This window comes from Janthinobacterium sp. UMAB-56, assembly GCF_900095265.1.
GTDB lineage: Bacteria > Pseudomonadota > Gammaproteobacteria > Burkholderiales > Burkholderiaceae_D > Janthinobacterium.
Genome location: NZ_LT607658.1, coordinates 35,759 through 51,812, shown reverse-complemented (window position 1 = coordinate 51,812; position 16,054 = coordinate 35,759). Strand labels below are relative to the sequence as shown.

At 62.0% G+C, this 16,054-nt stretch carries 14 protein-coding genes; 6 read left to right on the top strand and 8 right to left on the bottom strand.

The window, feature by feature from the left end; all coding sequences use genetic code 11:
- Window positions 1–13: 13 nt before the first annotated feature.
- The 6 genes from hydA to K0F85_RS15490 form a co-directional block, all read right to left on the bottom strand.
- Window positions 14–1,405: a dihydropyrimidinase gene (gene hydA, locus K0F85_RS15515; protein ID WP_219116895.1), complete on the bottom strand. Its 1,392-nt coding sequence runs from the start codon at window positions 1,403–1,405 to the stop codon at window positions 14–16.
- Between the two features lie 21 nt (window positions 1,406–1,426).
- Window positions 1,427–2,911, bottom strand: a complete 1,485-nt coding sequence (locus K0F85_RS15510; protein ID WP_219116894.1) for an NCS1 family nucleobase:cation symporter-1 — start codon at window positions 2,909–2,911, stop codon at window positions 1,427–1,429.
- A 122-nt stretch (window positions 2,912–3,033) separates the two neighbouring features.
- Window positions 3,034–4,314 carry an NAD-dependent dihydropyrimidine dehydrogenase subunit PreA gene (preA, locus tag K0F85_RS15505; protein ID WP_219116893.1) on the bottom strand — a complete coding sequence of 427 codons (1,281 nt, stop codon included), beginning with the start codon at window positions 4,312–4,314 and terminating at the stop codon, window positions 3,034–3,036.
- Window positions 4,314–5,681 carry an NAD(P)-dependent oxidoreductase gene (locus tag K0F85_RS15500; protein ID WP_219116892.1) on the bottom strand — a complete coding sequence of 456 codons (1,368 nt, stop codon included), beginning with the start codon at window positions 5,679–5,681 and terminating at the stop codon, window positions 4,314–4,316. The genes preA and K0F85_RS15500 overlap by 1 nt, the downstream gene beginning before the upstream one ends.
- A gap of 47 nt (window positions 5,682–5,728) precedes the next feature.
- The gene (locus tag K0F85_RS15495) at window positions 5,729–7,231 is read right to left on the bottom strand and encodes a CoA-acylating methylmalonate-semialdehyde dehydrogenase (RefSeq protein ID WP_219116891.1); all 1,503 of its coding nucleotides are present in this window, start codon (window positions 7,229–7,231) and stop codon (window positions 5,729–5,731) included.
- A gap of 8 nt (window positions 7,232–7,239) precedes the next feature.
- Entirely contained in the window at window positions 7,240–8,556 is a 1,317-nt protein-coding gene (locus K0F85_RS15490) for an aspartate aminotransferase family protein (RefSeq protein ID WP_219116890.1), read from the bottom strand.
- Between the two features lie 202 nt (window positions 8,557–8,758).
- Between K0F85_RS15490 and K0F85_RS15485 the strand changes: the two genes are divergently transcribed.
- Together K0F85_RS15485 and K0F85_RS15480 are read left to right on the top strand one after the other, a co-directional pair.
- Window positions 8,759–10,216, top strand: a complete 1,458-nt coding sequence (locus tag K0F85_RS15485; RefSeq protein ID WP_219116889.1) for a PLP-dependent aminotransferase family protein — start codon at window positions 8,759–8,761, stop codon at window positions 10,214–10,216.
- 10 nt (window positions 10,217–10,226) lie between these two features.
- A complete protein-coding gene (locus K0F85_RS15480) occupies window positions 10,227–10,910 on the top strand; it encodes a TetR/AcrR family transcriptional regulator (RefSeq protein ID WP_219116888.1) in 684 nt (227 codons plus the stop codon).
- Between the two features lie 28 nt (window positions 10,911–10,938).
- Here the strand turns inward: K0F85_RS15480 and K0F85_RS15475 are convergent, their stop codons facing one another.
- Window positions 10,939–11,883 (bottom strand): choice-of-anchor A family protein, encoded by a 945-nt coding sequence (locus K0F85_RS15475; protein WP_257572808.1) that lies wholly within the window; start codon window positions 11,881–11,883, stop codon window positions 10,939–10,941.
- 300 nt (window positions 11,884–12,183) lie between these two features.
- Between K0F85_RS15475 and K0F85_RS15470 the strand changes: the two genes are divergently transcribed.
- The 4 genes from K0F85_RS15470 (at window position 12,184) to K0F85_RS15455 (ending at window position 14,836) form a co-directional block, all read left to right on the top strand.
- Window positions 12,184–12,666: a hypothetical protein gene (locus K0F85_RS15470; RefSeq protein ID WP_257572807.1), complete on the top strand. Its 483-nt coding sequence runs from the start codon at window positions 12,184–12,186 to the stop codon at window positions 12,664–12,666.
- 142 nt (window positions 12,667–12,808) lie between these two features.
- The gene (locus K0F85_RS15465) at window positions 12,809–13,078 is read left to right on the top strand and encodes a hypothetical protein (protein WP_219116887.1); all 270 of its coding nucleotides are present in this window, start codon (window positions 12,809–12,811) and stop codon (window positions 13,076–13,078) included.
- Between the two features lie 160 nt (window positions 13,079–13,238).
- Entirely contained in the window at window positions 13,239–13,661 is a 423-nt protein-coding gene (locus K0F85_RS15460) for a VOC family protein (RefSeq protein ID WP_219116886.1), read from the top strand.
- Between the two features lie 11 nt (window positions 13,662–13,672).
- Window positions 13,673–14,836 carry a dipeptidase gene (locus tag K0F85_RS15455; protein WP_219116885.1) on the top strand — a complete coding sequence of 388 codons (1,164 nt, stop codon included), beginning with the start codon at window positions 13,673–13,675 and terminating at the stop codon, window positions 14,834–14,836.
- 1 nt (window position 14,837) lies between these two features.
- On the opposite strand, the gene K0F85_RS15450 is transcribed toward K0F85_RS15455, so the two are convergent.
- The gene (locus K0F85_RS15450; RefSeq protein ID WP_219116884.1) at window positions 14,838–16,049 is read right to left on the bottom strand and encodes a nucleoside deaminase; all 1,212 of its coding nucleotides are present in this window, start codon (window positions 16,047–16,049) and stop codon (window positions 14,838–14,840) included.
- Between the last annotated feature and the right edge of the window lie 5 nt (window positions 16,050–16,054).

Below are 16,054 nucleotides of genomic sequence, written 5' to 3'. Positions count from 1 at the left end.
TTGTCTCCTGAATTCATGCGGTAGTGGCGGAAAAGGCGGGCCGTTCGATATAGCGCCCTGCTCCCTCGACAGCCATCAATTCACCCTTGTGGAAGACCACCTTGCCGGCGGCAATCGTGGTGCTGGGAATGCCGCGCACGGTGCGTCCTTCGAAGACGTTGAAGCCTCCCTTGGCGAACTGCGTGGCGGCGGAAATGGTGCGCGTGCCTTGCGGGTCCCACAGCACGATGTCGGCGTCGCTGCCTGCGGCGACGACGCCCTTGCGCGGATACATATTGAAGATTTGCGCCGCATTGGTCGATGACACCTTGACGAATTCGGAGGGCGTCAGCATGCCGGAATTGACGCCCGCGTCCCACACCACAGCCATGCGTTCCTCGACGCCGCCGCAACCGTTCGGAATGCGCGTGAAGTCGTCCTTGCCGGCCGCCTTCTGCTCGGCGCAAAAGGTACAGTGGTCGGTGGCCGTCGTGTGCAGGTTGCCGCTTTGCAGGCCGTGCCACAGGGCCGCCTGATGCTGCTTGCCGCGAAACGGCGGGCTCATGACGTGGCCCGCCACGTAGTCGAAATCATCGCCCTGGTAGACGCTGTCGTCGATCACGAGGTGGCCCGCCAGCGCTTCGCCATACACGCGCTGGCCATTCGCGCGCGCCCGCGTGATGGCGTCCAGCGACTCCGCGCACGAAACGTGCACGATGTATACGGGGGTATTGAGGACATTCGCAATCGCGATGGCGCGGTTGGCCGCCTCCGCTTCCACGGCCGGAGGGCGCGACAGGGGATGCGCCTGCGGCCCGGTAATCCCCTTCTTGAGCAAGGCTTGCTGCAATTGAAAAACCAGCTCGCCATTTTCCGCATGCACGGTGGGCAGCGCCCCCAGTTCCAGCGAACGGGTAAAACTTTTCACCAGCGTTTCATCATCGGCCATGATGGCGTTCTTATAGGCCATGAAGTGCTTGAAGCTGTTCACGCCATGCTCGCGCACGAGGGTGCCCATCTCTTCATGTACCTGCTCGCTCCACCATGTGATCGCCACGTGGAAGGTGTAGTCGCCGGCCGCCTTGGCCGACCATCCACGCCACTGGTGATAGGCCTCGATCAGCGACTGCTTCGGTGCCGGAATGACGAAGTCCATGATGGTGGTGGTGCCACCCGCCAGTCCCGCCGCCGTCCCCGTGAAAAAATCGTCGGACGTGACGGTCCCCATGAAGGGCAAATTCATGTGCGTGTGCGTATCGATCCCGCCCGGCATCACGTACAGGCCGCCCGCCTCGATCACGGTGGCACCGACCGGTGCCAAAAGGTTCTCGCCGACGGCGGCGATGGTATCGCCCTCGATCAGCACATCGGCGCGAAACGCGCGGTCGGCGTTGACGACGGTACCGCCACGTATCAGTGTAGTCATCTTGTCTCCTCCTCGAAAAGATCAGGACTGCGGCGCCTGCTGCACTCTCGCCGGCACTTTGCCCTTCATCATGACGCCATAAACGACGGCGGCGATGGCCACGCCCACGAACCAGGCGTAGGTGTAAATGGTTTTAAAGCCTTCGGCCACGTCGGGAAACGCCGTGGGAAAGGCTGCATTCAGAAAACCGGGAATGTTCGGCAGCACGGCGATGACAAAGGCGATCAGGGCCGCCATGTTCCAGCCATTGCCATACGAATAGACGCCGTCGTCGCGGTACAGATGCCTGACGTCGAGCTGCGTCTTGCGCACAAAATAATAGTCGACGATGAGGATGCCGGCGATGGGACCAAGCAGGGCCGAGTAGCCGATCAGCCACGTAAAAATATAACCCTGCGTCGATTCGAGCACCTTCCACGGCATCATGACAATGGCGATGAAGGCCGTGATGTAGCCGCCCATCTTGTACGAAATCTGCTTCGGCGCCAGCGAGGAAAAGTCATACGCCGGTCCCACCAGGTTGGCCGCCAGGTTGACGCTGACCGTGTCGACCAGGAGGATGATCAGGGCGATCAGCACGGCGGCGCCCGTCATGCGGCTGGCCAGGTCGACGGGGTCCCAGATGGCCTTTCCATACATGACCACGGAGCCTGCCGTGACAATGACCGCCAGCATGGCCAGCAATCCCATGGGCACGGGCAAGCCGATCGACTGGCCGATCACCTGGTCGCGCTGCGTCTTGGCGAAGCGCGTGAAGTCGGGGATGTTCAAGGCCAGGGTGGCCCAGAAACCTACCATGGCCGTCAGCGATGGCCAGAAGACGCTCCAGAACTGGCCCGCCTTTTTGCCGCCGGGGATGAACTGCGATGGCTGGTCCAGCAAGCTGGCCACGCCGCCAGCCTTGCTGTGCACCCAGTACAGCAGCACGAAGCAGATAAGGATCTTCAGCGGCGCCGTATAGGTCTCGAGCTTGCGGATCGATTCCATGCCATGCAGGATGTAATAGAACTGGATGGCCCAGAAAGCCAGGAAGCACAGAAGCTGGCTGCCGTTGATGCCCAGGCCAGCGATCTTCTCGCCGCCCAGTTCATGGCCCACCAGCACGCCCATCAGGGTGTAGATCATCTGCCCGCCGAACCAGGTCTGGATGCCGTACCAGCCGCAGGCGACGATGGCGCGCATCAGCGCCGGCAGGCGCGCGCCCATGGTGCCGAACGAGGCCCGCGCCAGCACCGCATACGGGATGCCGTACTTGGTACCCGCATGGCCGATCAGCAGCATGGGCAAGAGCACGATGGCGTTGGCGAGAAATACCGTGAGCACGGCCTGGTAACCGGACATGCCGCTGTCGATCAGGCTGGCCGACAGGGTGTAGGCGGGAATGCACATCACCATGCCGACCCACAGCGCGGCGAAGTGATACCAGCGCCAGGTACGCTGCGCCGCCGTGGTGGGCGCCAGGTCCTCATTCCAGAGTTGCGTGTTGCCTGAATAGTCGTGGTTCACAGGTATGCTCCATCGGTTGGGAGGGGATCGGTTTTATGGAAACGGCTCGACTTTTAAGTCAATCTAGCTTAACGCAAAGGCCAGCCGTTGTTTATAAAATATACGCACGCAAAAAACGTGCCCTATGCCGTCTCCACCAATGCCCGTGGATTCCTGGGGTCCTGCGTCCAGTTCATGTATGGCTTGCCCGTGTTCTGCGGCACCATCGTGATGCAGCCCTGCACCGGACAAGTGATTTCGCACAGGTTGCAGCCCACGCATTCCTCCTTGATCACTTCATACGTGCGCGTGCCGGCGGCGTCGATCAGTTGCGCAATCGACTGGTGCGACGTGTCTTCGCAAGCCACATAGCACTTGCCGCATTTGATGCAGTCGTCCTGGTTGATCTGTGCGATGACCTGGTAATTCATGTCCAGGTATTTCCAGTCCGTCGTGTTGGCCACGGCCTTGCCGGAAAAATCGCTGATGCGCGCATAGCCCTTCTCGTCCATCCAGCGCGACAGGCCATCCTTCATCTCGTCGACGATGCGAAAGCCATGCAGCATGGCGGCCGTGCACACCTGCACGCAGCCGGCCCCCAGTGCGATGAATTCGGCCGCGTCGCGCCAGTTGCCGATGCCGCCGATGCCGGAAATGGGCAAGCCGCTCGTCTGCGGGTCACGCGCGATTTCCGCCACCATGTTCAGCGCGATGGGTTTCACTGCCGCGCCACAATAGCCGCCGTGCGTGCTGGCGCCGCCCACGATGGGCAGGGCCACCATACGGTCAAGATCCAGCGAGGTGATGGAATTGATGGTGTTGATCAGCGAGACGGCATCGGCGCCGCCCGCCTTGGCCGCGCGCGCCGGCATGCGCACATCCGTGATGTTGGGCGTGAGCTTGACGATGACGGGTAATTTGCTGTGTCTCTTGCACCAGGCGGTGACCATCTGCACGTACTCGGGCACCTGGCCCACGGCCGCGCCCATGCCCCGCTCCGGCATGCCGTGCGGGCAGCCAAAATTGAGTTCGATGCCGTCCGCCCCTGTCGCTTCCACCTTGGGCAGGATGTCGGCCCAGTAGTGCTCTTCGCAGGGCAGCATCAGCGAGACGACGATGGCACGGTCCGGCCAGTCTTTTTTCACCTGCGTGATTTCGCGCAGGTTAATTTCCAGAGAGCGGTCGGTAATCAGTTCGATATTATTGAAGCCCACCACTTCGCGGTTCTTGCCGTACAGGGCGGAGTAGCGCGACGAGACGTTGACGGCGGCAGGGTCTTCACCCAGGGTTTTCCACACCACGCCGCCCCAACCCGCCTCGAAGGCGCGCACCACGTTATAGGCCTTGTCGGTCGGCGGTGCGGACGCCAGCCAGAAAGGGTTCGGCGACTTGATGCCGCAAAATTCGATGCTGAGATCAGCCATTATGCAGCCTCCAGTTTGGTCAGTAAATCGGCATGGATGGCCAGAGCGGCCAGCTTGCCATGCTGGACGGCTTGCACCGTCAAGTCCTGCCCCGGCGCCACGCAGTCACCGCCCGCGTAAATCCCCGGCAGCACCGTGCGAAAGGCCGCATCGACGGCGATCTTGTCGCCTTCGCGCTGCAGCAGTGACGCCATCGGGTCAAGCAGCACGTCGGTATCGAGGCTTTGGCCGATGGCCTTGAAGATGGCGTCGGCCGCCACGTCGAACGTTTCCCCCGTCCCCGCCAGCCGCGTGCCCTGCATGCGCGTTTTCTCGAAGCGCATGCCCGCCACCTTGCCTGCCGTATCCAGCAGCACCTGCTGTGGCTGGGCCCACGTCAGCATGCGTACCTGGTTCGCCTTGGCGATCTCCTGTTCATGGTGGGTGGCCGTCATGGCATCGAAACCGCGCCGGTAGACCAGCGTGACTTCCTCTGCGCCCAGCCTTTGAATCTGCACGGCCATGTCGATGGCGGTATTGCCGGCGCCAATCACAATCGCGCGTTGCGGCACGGGCAGCGCGGCCAGGTCGTCGGCCTGGCGCAGCGCGCTGATATAGTCCACGGCGGCCAGCAAGCCAGGCGCCTCCTCGCCCGTCAAGCCCAGCTTGCGGCTGGCGCCCAGGCCCAGCCCGAGGAAGACGGCGTCGTACTGCGTATGCAACTCGCGCAGGTGCAGGTTCTCGCCCAGCACCTGGCAACATCGGATCTCGATGCCGCCTATGCCCAGCAGGAACTCGACTTCCTTTTGCGCGAAGTCGTCCGTCAGCTTGTACTTGGCAATGCCGTATTCATTCAAACCACCCGCCTTGTTCTCCTTTTCAAAGATCACCACGTCGTGGCCCAGCATGGCCAGGCGGTGCGCGCACGACAGGCCGGCTGGCCCCGCGCCGACGATGGCAATCGTCTTGCCCGTGCTTGCCGCCCGTTTGAACGGGTGGCTGGCGAAATGCATGTGGTCGACGGCGTAGCGCTGCAACAGGCCGATCTTGACGGGCTGGCCTTCGGCGTCGTGGTTGCGCACGCAGACATCCTCGCACAGGATTTCCGTCGGACAGACACGGGCGCAGCTGCCGCCCAGGATATTCTGCTTCAGGATGCCAGCGGCGGCGCCGTTGATGTTCTTGTCGTGGATATTGCGGATGAAGCTGGCCACGTCGATTTCCGACGGGCAGATGCGGCTGCAGGGCGCGTCATAGCAGTACAGGCAGCGGGCGCTTTCGATGGCCGCCTGGCGCGCGCTCAAAGGAGGCGCCAGGTCCGTAAAATGACCCGCCAGCTCCTCGCTGGGCAGGGTGGCATGCGGCAAAAAATTCAATGACTCGATCATCGCGTTTTCCTTCTTTTATCCTGCGGTGGACTTTGTGTGAGAAACCATCACTTCATCTGGGGAAAAGCAAATTCCACACCAGCGCTTGCCGTGTTCGGCCAGCGCTGCATCACGGCCTTGTGGCGCGTGTAGAAACGCACGCCTTCCGGGCCATAGGCGTGGTGATCGCCGAACATGCTGCGCTTCCAGCCGCCAAAGCTGTTGAAGGCCATCGGCACGGGCAAGGGGATGTTGACGCCCACCATGCCGACCTGGATCTGGCGCACGAATTCGCGCGCCACGCCGCCGTCGCGCGTGTAGATGGCCACGCCGTTGCCATACTCGTTGGCGTTGATCAGTTCCACCGCATGCACCACGTCAGGACAGCGCAACACGCACAGCACGGGGCCGAAAATCTCTTCCTTGTAAATGCTCATGTCGCGCGTGACGTGGTCAAATAAAGTACCGCCGACAAAGAAGCCGTTCTCACGGCCCGGCACCACATGGTTGCGGCCATCGACCACTAAAGTCGCACCCTGCTCCACACCCGAGGCGATGAGTTTTTCGATGCGCTGCTTGGCGGCCAGCGATACGACGGGTCCCATTTCCGCACCCTCGGCCATGCCGTCGCGCACTTTCAGTGCAGCCGTGCGCGTTGCCAGTGCGTCGATCAACTTGTCGCCAGCGTCGCCCACTGCCACCACGACCGAGATGGCCATGCAGCGCTCGCCCGCCGAACCGTAGGCGGCGCCGATCAGGGCATCGACCGTCATGTCCATGTCCGCATCGGGCATCACCACCATGTGATTCTTCGCCCCGCCCAGGGCTTGCACGCGCTTGCCGCTGGCACTGCCGCGCGCATAGATGTATTCGGCAATCGGCGTGGAGCCGACAAAGCTGATCGCCTGCACCACCGGGTGGTCGAGCAAGGCGTCGACCGTCACCTTGTCACCCTGCACCACGTTGAAGACGCCGTCGGGCAAGCCCGCTTCCTTGAGCAGTTTCGCGTGCAGCAAGGAGGCCGACGGATCGCGCTCGGACGGCTTCAGGACGAAGGTATTGCCGCAGGCGATGGCGACGGGGAACATCCACATCGGCACCATCACGGGAAAATTGAATGGCGTGATGCCAGCCACCACGCCCAGCGCCTGGCGCATGGACCAGGCATCGATGCCGCGCGAGATCTGGTCCGTGAATTCGCCCTTTAACAATTGCGGAATGCCGACGGCAAATTCCACCATCTCGATACCGCGCGCCACTTCGCCCTGCGCATCGGCGAAAGTCTTGCCATGCTCGCGCGTGAGCATGGCGGCAAAGTCGTCCGTGTGCTGCTGGCATAGCTGCAGGTAACGAAACAGCACGCGCGCGCGCGTCAGGGGCGGCGTGGCCGACCACGAAGGAAATGCGGCGGCGGCGGCCTGCACGGCCGCGTCGACGTCTTCCACGGTGCCCAGCGCAACCCTGGCCACGGGAACGCCCAGGGCCGGGTTGTAGACGTCGCCGTAGCGGCCACTCTGGGTGTCGACCTTGGCGCCGTTGATGTAGTGGGTGATGATATCGAGATCGTTCATGACTGTCCTTAGTCGAGATTTTTCAGCACGGTGGCCAGCTTGCCGAACAGCTCGTCGATATGCTGTTTTTCGAGCACCAGTGGCGGCGACAGGGCGATGATGTCGCCCGTCGTGCGTATCAGCACGCCGTCGGCGAAGGCCTGCTTGAAGGCATTGAAGGCGCGCGCGCCTGGCTTGCCGGCGATGGGGGCGAGTTCAATGCCGGCGATCAGGCCAATGCTGCGCAAGTCGATCACGTGCGGCAAGCCTTTGAGCGAATGCACGGCATCGCTCCAATACGATTGCATCGCTTTCGCGTGGCCCAGAATGTCCTGTTCCTCGAACACTTGCAGGGTCGCCAGCGAAGCGGCGCAGGCCAGCGGATGGCCGGAATACGTGTAACCGTGGAACAGTTCGATGCCGGGAGGCGCATCCATGAAGGTATCGTGGATATACTTTTTGCTGAACACGGCGCCCATCGGCACCATGCCGTTGGTCAGGCCCTTGGCCGTCGTCATCAGGTCAGGCTCGACATCGAAATAATCGGCCGCGAACGGCGTCGTCATGCGGCCGAAACCCGTGATCACTTCATCGAAAATCAACAGGATGCCATGCTTGGTGCACAGTTCGCGCAAGCGTTTCAGATAGCCTTTCGGCGGGATCAGCACGCCCGTGGAACCGGCCACCGGTTCGACGATGACGGCGGCAATCGTCGAGGCGTCGTGCAGGGCGACGATGCGCTCGAGTTCATCGGCCAGGTGAGTGCCGTATTCGGGTTCGCCCACCGTGTAGGCGTTCTTCTCCAGGTTATGCGTATGCGGCAGGTGGTCAACGCCCGGCAGCAAGGGACCGAAGGTCTTGCGGTTGCCGCCGATGCCGCCCACGGAAATGCCGCCGAAGCCCACGCCGTGATAACCGCGTTCGCGGCCGATCAGGCGCGTACGTGCGCCCTCGCCGCGCGCCCGATGGTAGGCCAGGGCGATTTTCAGGGCCGTGTCGACGGCTTCGGAACCGGAGTTGGTGTAGAAGACGTGGCCGAACTTGTGGCCCGTGTAGTCCATCAGTTTTTCCGCCAGGTCGAAGGCGGCCGGATGGCCCATCTGGAAGGTGGGCGCGAAGTCGAGCTGGCCCACCATCTCGCGGATCGCACCGACGATTCTTGGCTGCGCATGGCCGCACGGCACGCACCACAGGCCGGCCGTGCCATCGAGGATGGCGTTGCCATCGACGTCCTTGTAGTACATGCCTTCGGCCGACACCAGCAAGCGTGGGTTGGCCTTGAAATCACGGTTATTCGTAAACGGCATCCAGAATGCCGACATCGATTCCGGCCTTGTTTCGTTCATGACCTTCTCCTTGGAATGGGCTGGCGCGGCGCCAGGATCGTTTTTGACGAAGCGTAAAATAATTTACCAGTTGGCAAAAAGCTGATGTAATAATAGACAGGCCATCCCCGATGGCACAGATACACAAACGGCAAAGTATCCCAACCGTACAGGTCGGAAAACCACTACAGTTTTTTTGTGCAAGGCAGCATAAGGAGCCACCGTGACGCACAACGTGAAGCAGGACGAGGGCGAAGGCAACGCCAGCGGCTGGCCCGTGCTGGACATCGACCGCCAGAAGAAGGGCGGCCTGGTCGAGCAGATCGTCATCGCCATCAGCGTCATGGTGGGCAGCCGCGTCCTGCGCATCGGCACACGCATGCCGTCCGTGCGCCAGTTCGCCCGCTGCAATGGCGTATCGACTTTCACCGTCGTCGAAGCGTATGACCGCCTGGTCAACCTGGGTTTGCTGTCGTCGCGGCGCGGTTCCGGCTATTTCGTTGCGCGCCACGATATCGCCGCCTCGCCGCAATTAGCCCTGCATGCCAGCCCCACCGCCATCGACGCCCTCACGCCGGACCTGTATTCGGGCGTATCCGATGCCCTGCCCGTGGGAGCGGGCTGGCTGCCGCCCGAGATGTATGGCGAAGCGACCGTGCTCGATGCCGTGCGCCAGGCCATGCGCATTCCCGCCAGCCGCCTGCGCGGCTACGGCCATCCACTGGGTTTTCCCTCGCTGCGCCAGCACCTGGCGACGACCTTGTCCGAAGAGCTGGTCCAGGTGGCGCCGGACCAGGTCTTGCTGACGCACGGCGCCACGCACGCCTTCGATTTGATCCTGCGCAGCCTGACCAAGCCGGGCGACACGGTGCTGGTGGAAGACCCCGGCTACAGCAATCTGCAATCGCTGATCCGCCACCACGGCTGCATCCCCGTCGGTATAGCGCGTGGCGAGGCGGGCCTGGACCTCGATGCGCTGGCCAGCGAGGCTGCGCGCACACAGCCCAAACTGATGTTCGTCAACACGGTGCTGCAAAATCCGCTCGGCACCTCGCTCAGCCAGGCGCAAACGCATCGCCTGCTGGCGCTGGCCGAGCAATTCGATTTCTGGCTGGTGGAAGACGACATCTACCGCGAACTGGCAGCGCGCGGCGACGCATCGCTGGCGGCCATGGATGGTTTGCGCCGCGTGATCCGCGTGGGCAGTTTTTCCAAGACCCTGTCACCGGTGCTGCGCGTGGGCTCTATTTGCGCCTCGCCGTCGCTGGTGGCCGAACTGGTGCGCGTGAAAATGCTGGCGGGACTGACGACGTCGGAAATCAACGAGCGCGCCGTCTACCACGCCATCTCCGCGCGGCCCTATAAGCGCATGGTGGAACGACTGGTGGCGCAACTCGATGCGGCCCGCGAGCGCAGCATCGACTGCCTGGCGCAGGTGGGCATGGCGCCAGTTGCGCGTCCGCGTGGCGGCATGTTTGTCAGCGCCGGCTGGCCCGACCTGCAGACGCCTGAATGGAATGGCAAGCTCATTGCCGACATGGCATTGAAGGCGGGCATCCTGCTGTCGCCGAACGAATTTTTCATGCTGCGCGCGCCCGAGACGGTGTGGTTCCGCTTCAACGTGGCCTACACCGATACCCCCGTGCTGCAAGCCTTCCTGCAATCGATACGCCCACGCTAAAGAATCCGCCATGGCCAGCGACAAATCCCCTGCCCTTTCCGTGAAAAATGCTGGCGGCCGGCGCCTGCAAAACCGCGACCGCCTGGAAGCGGACATCCTGGAGCAAGCCGTGCGCGCCTTCGCCGAAAGCGGCTATGAAGGCGCGTCGATCGCCACCATCGCCGAGCGGGCCGGCCTGTCGAAGCAAAACCTGATGTATTACTTTCCGTCCAAGCAGCTGCTCTACCAGCGCGTGCTCGACGATGTGCTCGACGACTGGCTGGCGCGCATGGAATCGCTGGCCAATGAACGCGACGAGCCGCGCGACGTGCTGCGCGCGTATATCGGCGCCAAGCTGCGTTTTTCGCGCGAACAGCCTTGGGCCTCGCGCGTGTATGCGCTGGAAGTCATCAACGGCGCGCCCCTGTACGGCGCGCAGATACGCGACAGGGTCGTGCCCCTGCTGCGCAAGGATATCGCCGTCTTCGAAGCCTGGATCGCCGCCGGCAGGATCGCGCCCGTCAATGCCACGCACCTGATGTTCGCCATCTGGGCCATGACGCAATCGTATGCGGATTTTTCAGCGCAGATGACCCTGGTGCTGGAACGCAAGCAGCTCACGCGCAAGGATTACGACGATGCCGAAATCCTGCTCACGCACATGGTGCTGGCGGCGGTATCCATGGCGCCAACAGGCGAAAAAAAACCGCCTTGAAAGGCGGTTTCCTGAACAGCGCGAACGCTTACGCCAGCGTCTTGCTCTTGCGACGGCGCGCCATGAAACCAACCAGGCCCAGGCCTGCCAACAGCATCGCATAGGTTTCCGGTTCCGGCACGGCCGAGACATACCCGGCCACATTGGTGGCGCTGAAATAATGGTTGGCGTTGACTTGGATATTCGAGGCCCAGTTACCCACCACTACGTTGCCATTGATCTGGCCATTGCCACCGGCGAGGGTCGCCAGCGGCGCCAGAATGCTGCCATACAGGCCCACGCCGTTCATGGTGATGGTTTGCGCTTCATAGAAGTTGTACAGCACATTATATTTGCTGAAATCGCCGTAGCCGCCGGACAGGTTCACATTCTTGCCGCTGATATTGAGGATCAGGGTGTCGTTCGTGTGCAGGTTGCTGAACTTGAAGTTGTTCACCGAGTCCAACGTTGCGGAAGTCAGGTCGAACACTTGCACGCTGCCCGTGCCGCCCGTCAGGGTCATGCCGCCGTAGGCCACTGCACTGCTGCCCGTGGAAGCCACTTTTGCCAGCGAGGTCGAAGTGTTTTTCAATTGCGCCGAGGTGGAGGCAAACGATACGGGCGAGGCCGTCGTCTTGGTCGCCGTATTCAGGCCCACGCTGCTCGTCGTCGTGCTGCCGCCCACAAAGTAGTTGCCGTTCTTGATAGAACCGGAGCTGTAGTTCAGATTGCCGCCAACGACCAGCGCATAGCCGGTATTACCGTGCGTGACGTAGGCGTCCTTGTTCTTGTCATTGATCGAATAGTTCGAGCCCGTCAGATTGCCTGCGACCAGCACGCCGCCTTCAACATCGCTGCCGGAGGCGCTGAAGTTGCTCAGGGAATACAAATTGGCGCCACCGATACCCAGATCGACAACACCGGCTTGCGCGGCGCCGGCAGCGAACACGGTCGACAGAACGAGAAGGAGTGGCAATTTAGGCATGTTTGACATTTTATTTCCAAAAAGAAAATTAACTTGACGCCAGAATATCATATCCACCGGATTTTTCATGTCGCGAACCAACAACTTTTATGATAATTATGAGAACATAATTGCTTAATTAGTATCATCATCCAGCCGCTGCCCGGGAAACTCATGGAAAGCCAAACGTACGCATGCAATAGACCGGTAAACAACTGCCTGTTCACAGTTTTCAATATTGCTTAGAAACACGGCCGACTGGTGATACGATCGCGACAGCGCCAGACCAGGCCGGCCCACGGAGTACGAAATCATAAGGATGAAGCACGCATGAAACGATTGTCCCTAGGCGCACTGATGCTGGCATATGCCTGCGGCGCGCACGCCGATGTTGTCAACATGATAGACAAGCAGCCGCTGAGCGAAACCTGGCTCAACGCTGGCTTTTATTCGTATCATTTTCAACGCGACAAGAACCTGAACGACAGCAATCCGGGACTGGGCGCCGAATACCGTTTTTCCACCGTCGCCTCGGTCACGGCCGGGCGCTTCTACAATAGCGACCGCGCCTATTCGAACTATCTGGGCGTGTACTACCAGCCAATCAAGGTGGGGCCGCTGCGCGTCGGCGCCGTCGTTGGCGGCTTCAGCGGCTATCCGAAGATGCGCGACGGTGGCTGGTTCCCGGCCCTGGTCCCCACCATCAGCTATGAATATCAGCGCGTGGGCGTGAATATCGCCATCGTGCCTTCCTACAAGGATCGCCTGTACGGCGCCCTCAGTTTTCAGCTGAAACTCAAGGTGTTTGAATAACAGCTGGTCCCGGCCTGTCGCCGTTCGGTCCGCCATTCCTGCCATTCATCGCATAGGCTAGGTTCGGCAGCAAGGTGTTGCCTATAGTGCGGTCATCGCCAGCATGCATATGGCAGCGGCATCCACACGACAGGAGAACGGCATGAAAGACCTCAATTCGGCACCGGGCAGCACTTCCTTCAGCACTTTCTGGAACGAGCTGTGCGCTTACACGCGCCAGGGCATGGCCGCCTTGCGCACCATGTCCTGGCGCATGCTGCTGGCGTGCTGCCTGGGCCTGGCATTCCTGATCACCATCTTGCCGCTGGCCATCATGCTGTTTGCCCTCGTCATGCTGCTGAAATGGGCAAGCAACAGCGACGATGCCAGCGCAGACGAAAAAGTACCGGGCTCGCAGCAGTCGCCGCAATAAAAATTTGCGTCGTGGCAAGAGTGCAATGATTGTTTTATGGCACTATGGACGGGTGCAGCACTGACGGACATCAAACCCGTCCTACTCGATAGAATTGATACGGAACGCCGCGTAGGATGCATGATCAAAGCTACTCCCCCACAGCCCTAGGAGTTTTCTGATGACCACGACAGCAAAAGCTACAGCAGCTACGACCATTCCCTGCCTGCGCTACCGCGACGCGCCCGCCGCCATCGAATGGCTGTGCAAGGCGCTCGGTTTTGAAAAACAATTGATCGTGCCTGACGGCAACGGTGGTGTCGCCCATGCGCAATTGAGCTTTGGCAATGGCATGATCATGGTGGCACCGGCCCTCGACAGCGACTATGGCCGCCTGATGAAACTGCCTGGCGACATCGGTGGCGCCAACACGCAAAGCTGCTACCTGGTCGTCAGCGATGCCGATGCCGTCTACAGCAGCGCGCGCGAAGCGGGCGCCGAGATCGTGCTCGACATCAAGGATGAAGATTACGGCGGACGGGGCTTTACCTGTCGCGACCCGGAAGGCCATATCTGGAGCCTGGGCACCTACGATCCATGGTAAAACGGAGAACAATGATTATCAGTAGCCTCACCGCCGCCAGCCTTGCGCTGATCGGCGGTTTCCTGTCCGCTCCCGTCCTCGTTGACGAGCACCTCAACCGTGTCCACGCACCGTCCGGCAAAACGCCATCGACAGCCACTGTGGCCCTGCACCAGAGCCTGTGGATCGCCGACCTGCACGCGGACAGCTTGCTGTGGCAACGCAACCTGAACCGCGACAGCCAGCGCGGGCATGTCGACTTTCCCCGCCTGCAGCGGGCCAACGTGGCGCTGCAAGCTTTTTCCGTCGTCACCAAGACGCCGCGCAAGATGAATATCGAGCGCAATGCCAGCGACACGGACAACATCACGGCGCTGGTGATGGCGCAAGGCTTGCCGCCCGCTACCTGGAACAGCCTGTTGGCGCGCGCCACCTACCAGGCCGATGAATTGCGCCAGCAAGCGGCCAAGAGCCATGGCAAGATGCGGGTCATCGGCAGCCGCGCCCAGCTGCGCACCTTCATCGCCGCGCGCGAAAAAGACCCCACCTTGCTGGCCGGCTGGCTGACACTGGAAGGCGCGCATGCGCTCGAAGGCAAGCTCGACAACCTCGCCACCTTGTACCAGGCCGGCTACCGCATGGCCGCGCCCACGCACTTCTTCGACACGGAAATGTCCGGTTCCCAGCACGGCCTGAAGAAAGGCGGCCTGACACCGCTGGGCCGCCAATGGCTGCGCGCCATGGAGCAGCGCAAGATGATCGTCGACCTGGCGCACGCCTCGGCGGCCACCATCGACGAGGTGTTAACGTTGGCGAAACGCCCCGTGATGGTGTCGCACACGGGCGTGCGCGGCACTTGCGCCAATGGACGCAACCTGAGCGACGCACAATTGAAACGCATCGCCGCCCAGGGGGGCCTGGTGGGCATCGGCTTCTGGAATACGGCCGTCTGCGGCAAGGACGTGGCAGCGATCGCGCGCGCCATCAAGTACACGGTAAAACTGATCGGGGCGGAACACGTGGCCTATGGCTCGGACTTCGACGGCGCCGTCACCACGGCCATCGACGCAGCCGGCTTGCCGCGCCTGACGCAGGCCCTGCTCGACGCCGGCTTGTCGGAAGCGCAGATTCGCCGCGTGGCGGGCGAAAACGTGCGCGACTTTTTACTCAACAACCTGCCCGACGATGATGCCTAGGCTAGCCTAGCGCCTGGACCAGGGCCTGGTCCGCCACCTGGCGCGGCCGGATGCGTATCAGCTTGCGATACAGGGGCGGCATCGACTCGCACAGCGCCAGCAGCGCGCCTTCCGGCATACCGGGACGCACGTACTGGAATTGCGCGGGATTATTTTCCGGCAGCGCCCCTTCCATGGTGGAGCCGTACGCGCCCAGGGTCATGAAACTGGCAGCGCTATCGTCCGGGCCGATGGCCAGCACGAAGGTGCCATGCTTGGGGTGACCCAGGTAGCTTTTGATCTCTTCCTGCAGCGCCGGCTGCGCATTCGCCATCAATTCAAAACGCAGCTGCGCGTACTGGCGCGTGCATTCCATGAACGACGTGCGGATGGCCGATTGCGCCAATTTTCCCGGCATGCACAGCAACAGGTTGCCAAAGGCATCGAGCAAGGCGGCCGCGTCGCCCTGGCCGCCATCGCGCACATCCTGCTCCATGGCCGCCTGCAGAAATGGCGCCAGGCCCGCATCGGGCGCATGTGGCTCGCAGCGGTAAGTCAGGGCGTCGGGATAGCGTCGACGCAGGGCGCGCACCACGATATGCTCGGACGGCAAGGTGGCCGGATCGCGCAGGGGCACGTCGTCGCCGGCGTTCAGCAACTGCATCACCTGCGCCGATGTCGCTTCGAACACGAGCGAACACAGTGCCTGCGTCGACTCGTGAATGCTTTTACCAATGAAAAAAGATTTGGGTGCGGCGCCGGAAGGCAGGCGCGCATACTCGGTGGCGCCACGCACGGCCGGATAGCAAAAGCTGCGGCCGGCCTGCGCCTGCAGCGGTGCCGGCAAGGCGGCAAACGTGGCGCTTCCATCGTAATTGATGCCGGCCTTGACGTCGGGCGCGGCCACCACCACGTTGAAACCAGCCGCCAGGATGGCGCCCGTGCACATGCAGCACGGGTCCAGCGAGGTGACGATGGTCAGTTCGCCGGGCGGCGGCAAGGGCGTGCCCTTGGCCCGCTCGGCGAAATACCAGTCCACCAGCTGGCGCTCGCCATGCGCGGTGGGGTCGAACACCAGGCCCTGGCGCACGACGTTGTTGTGCATCGATTGCAGCACGTTGCCGGCACCATCAAGCAGCACGCCGCCCACGCCAAACGTGCCCTGCGTCTTCGCTGCCATGGCTTCGGCTGCGGCAATCGCCACGGCCGCCTGGATATCGATCGTCTTGTTCAAACCAG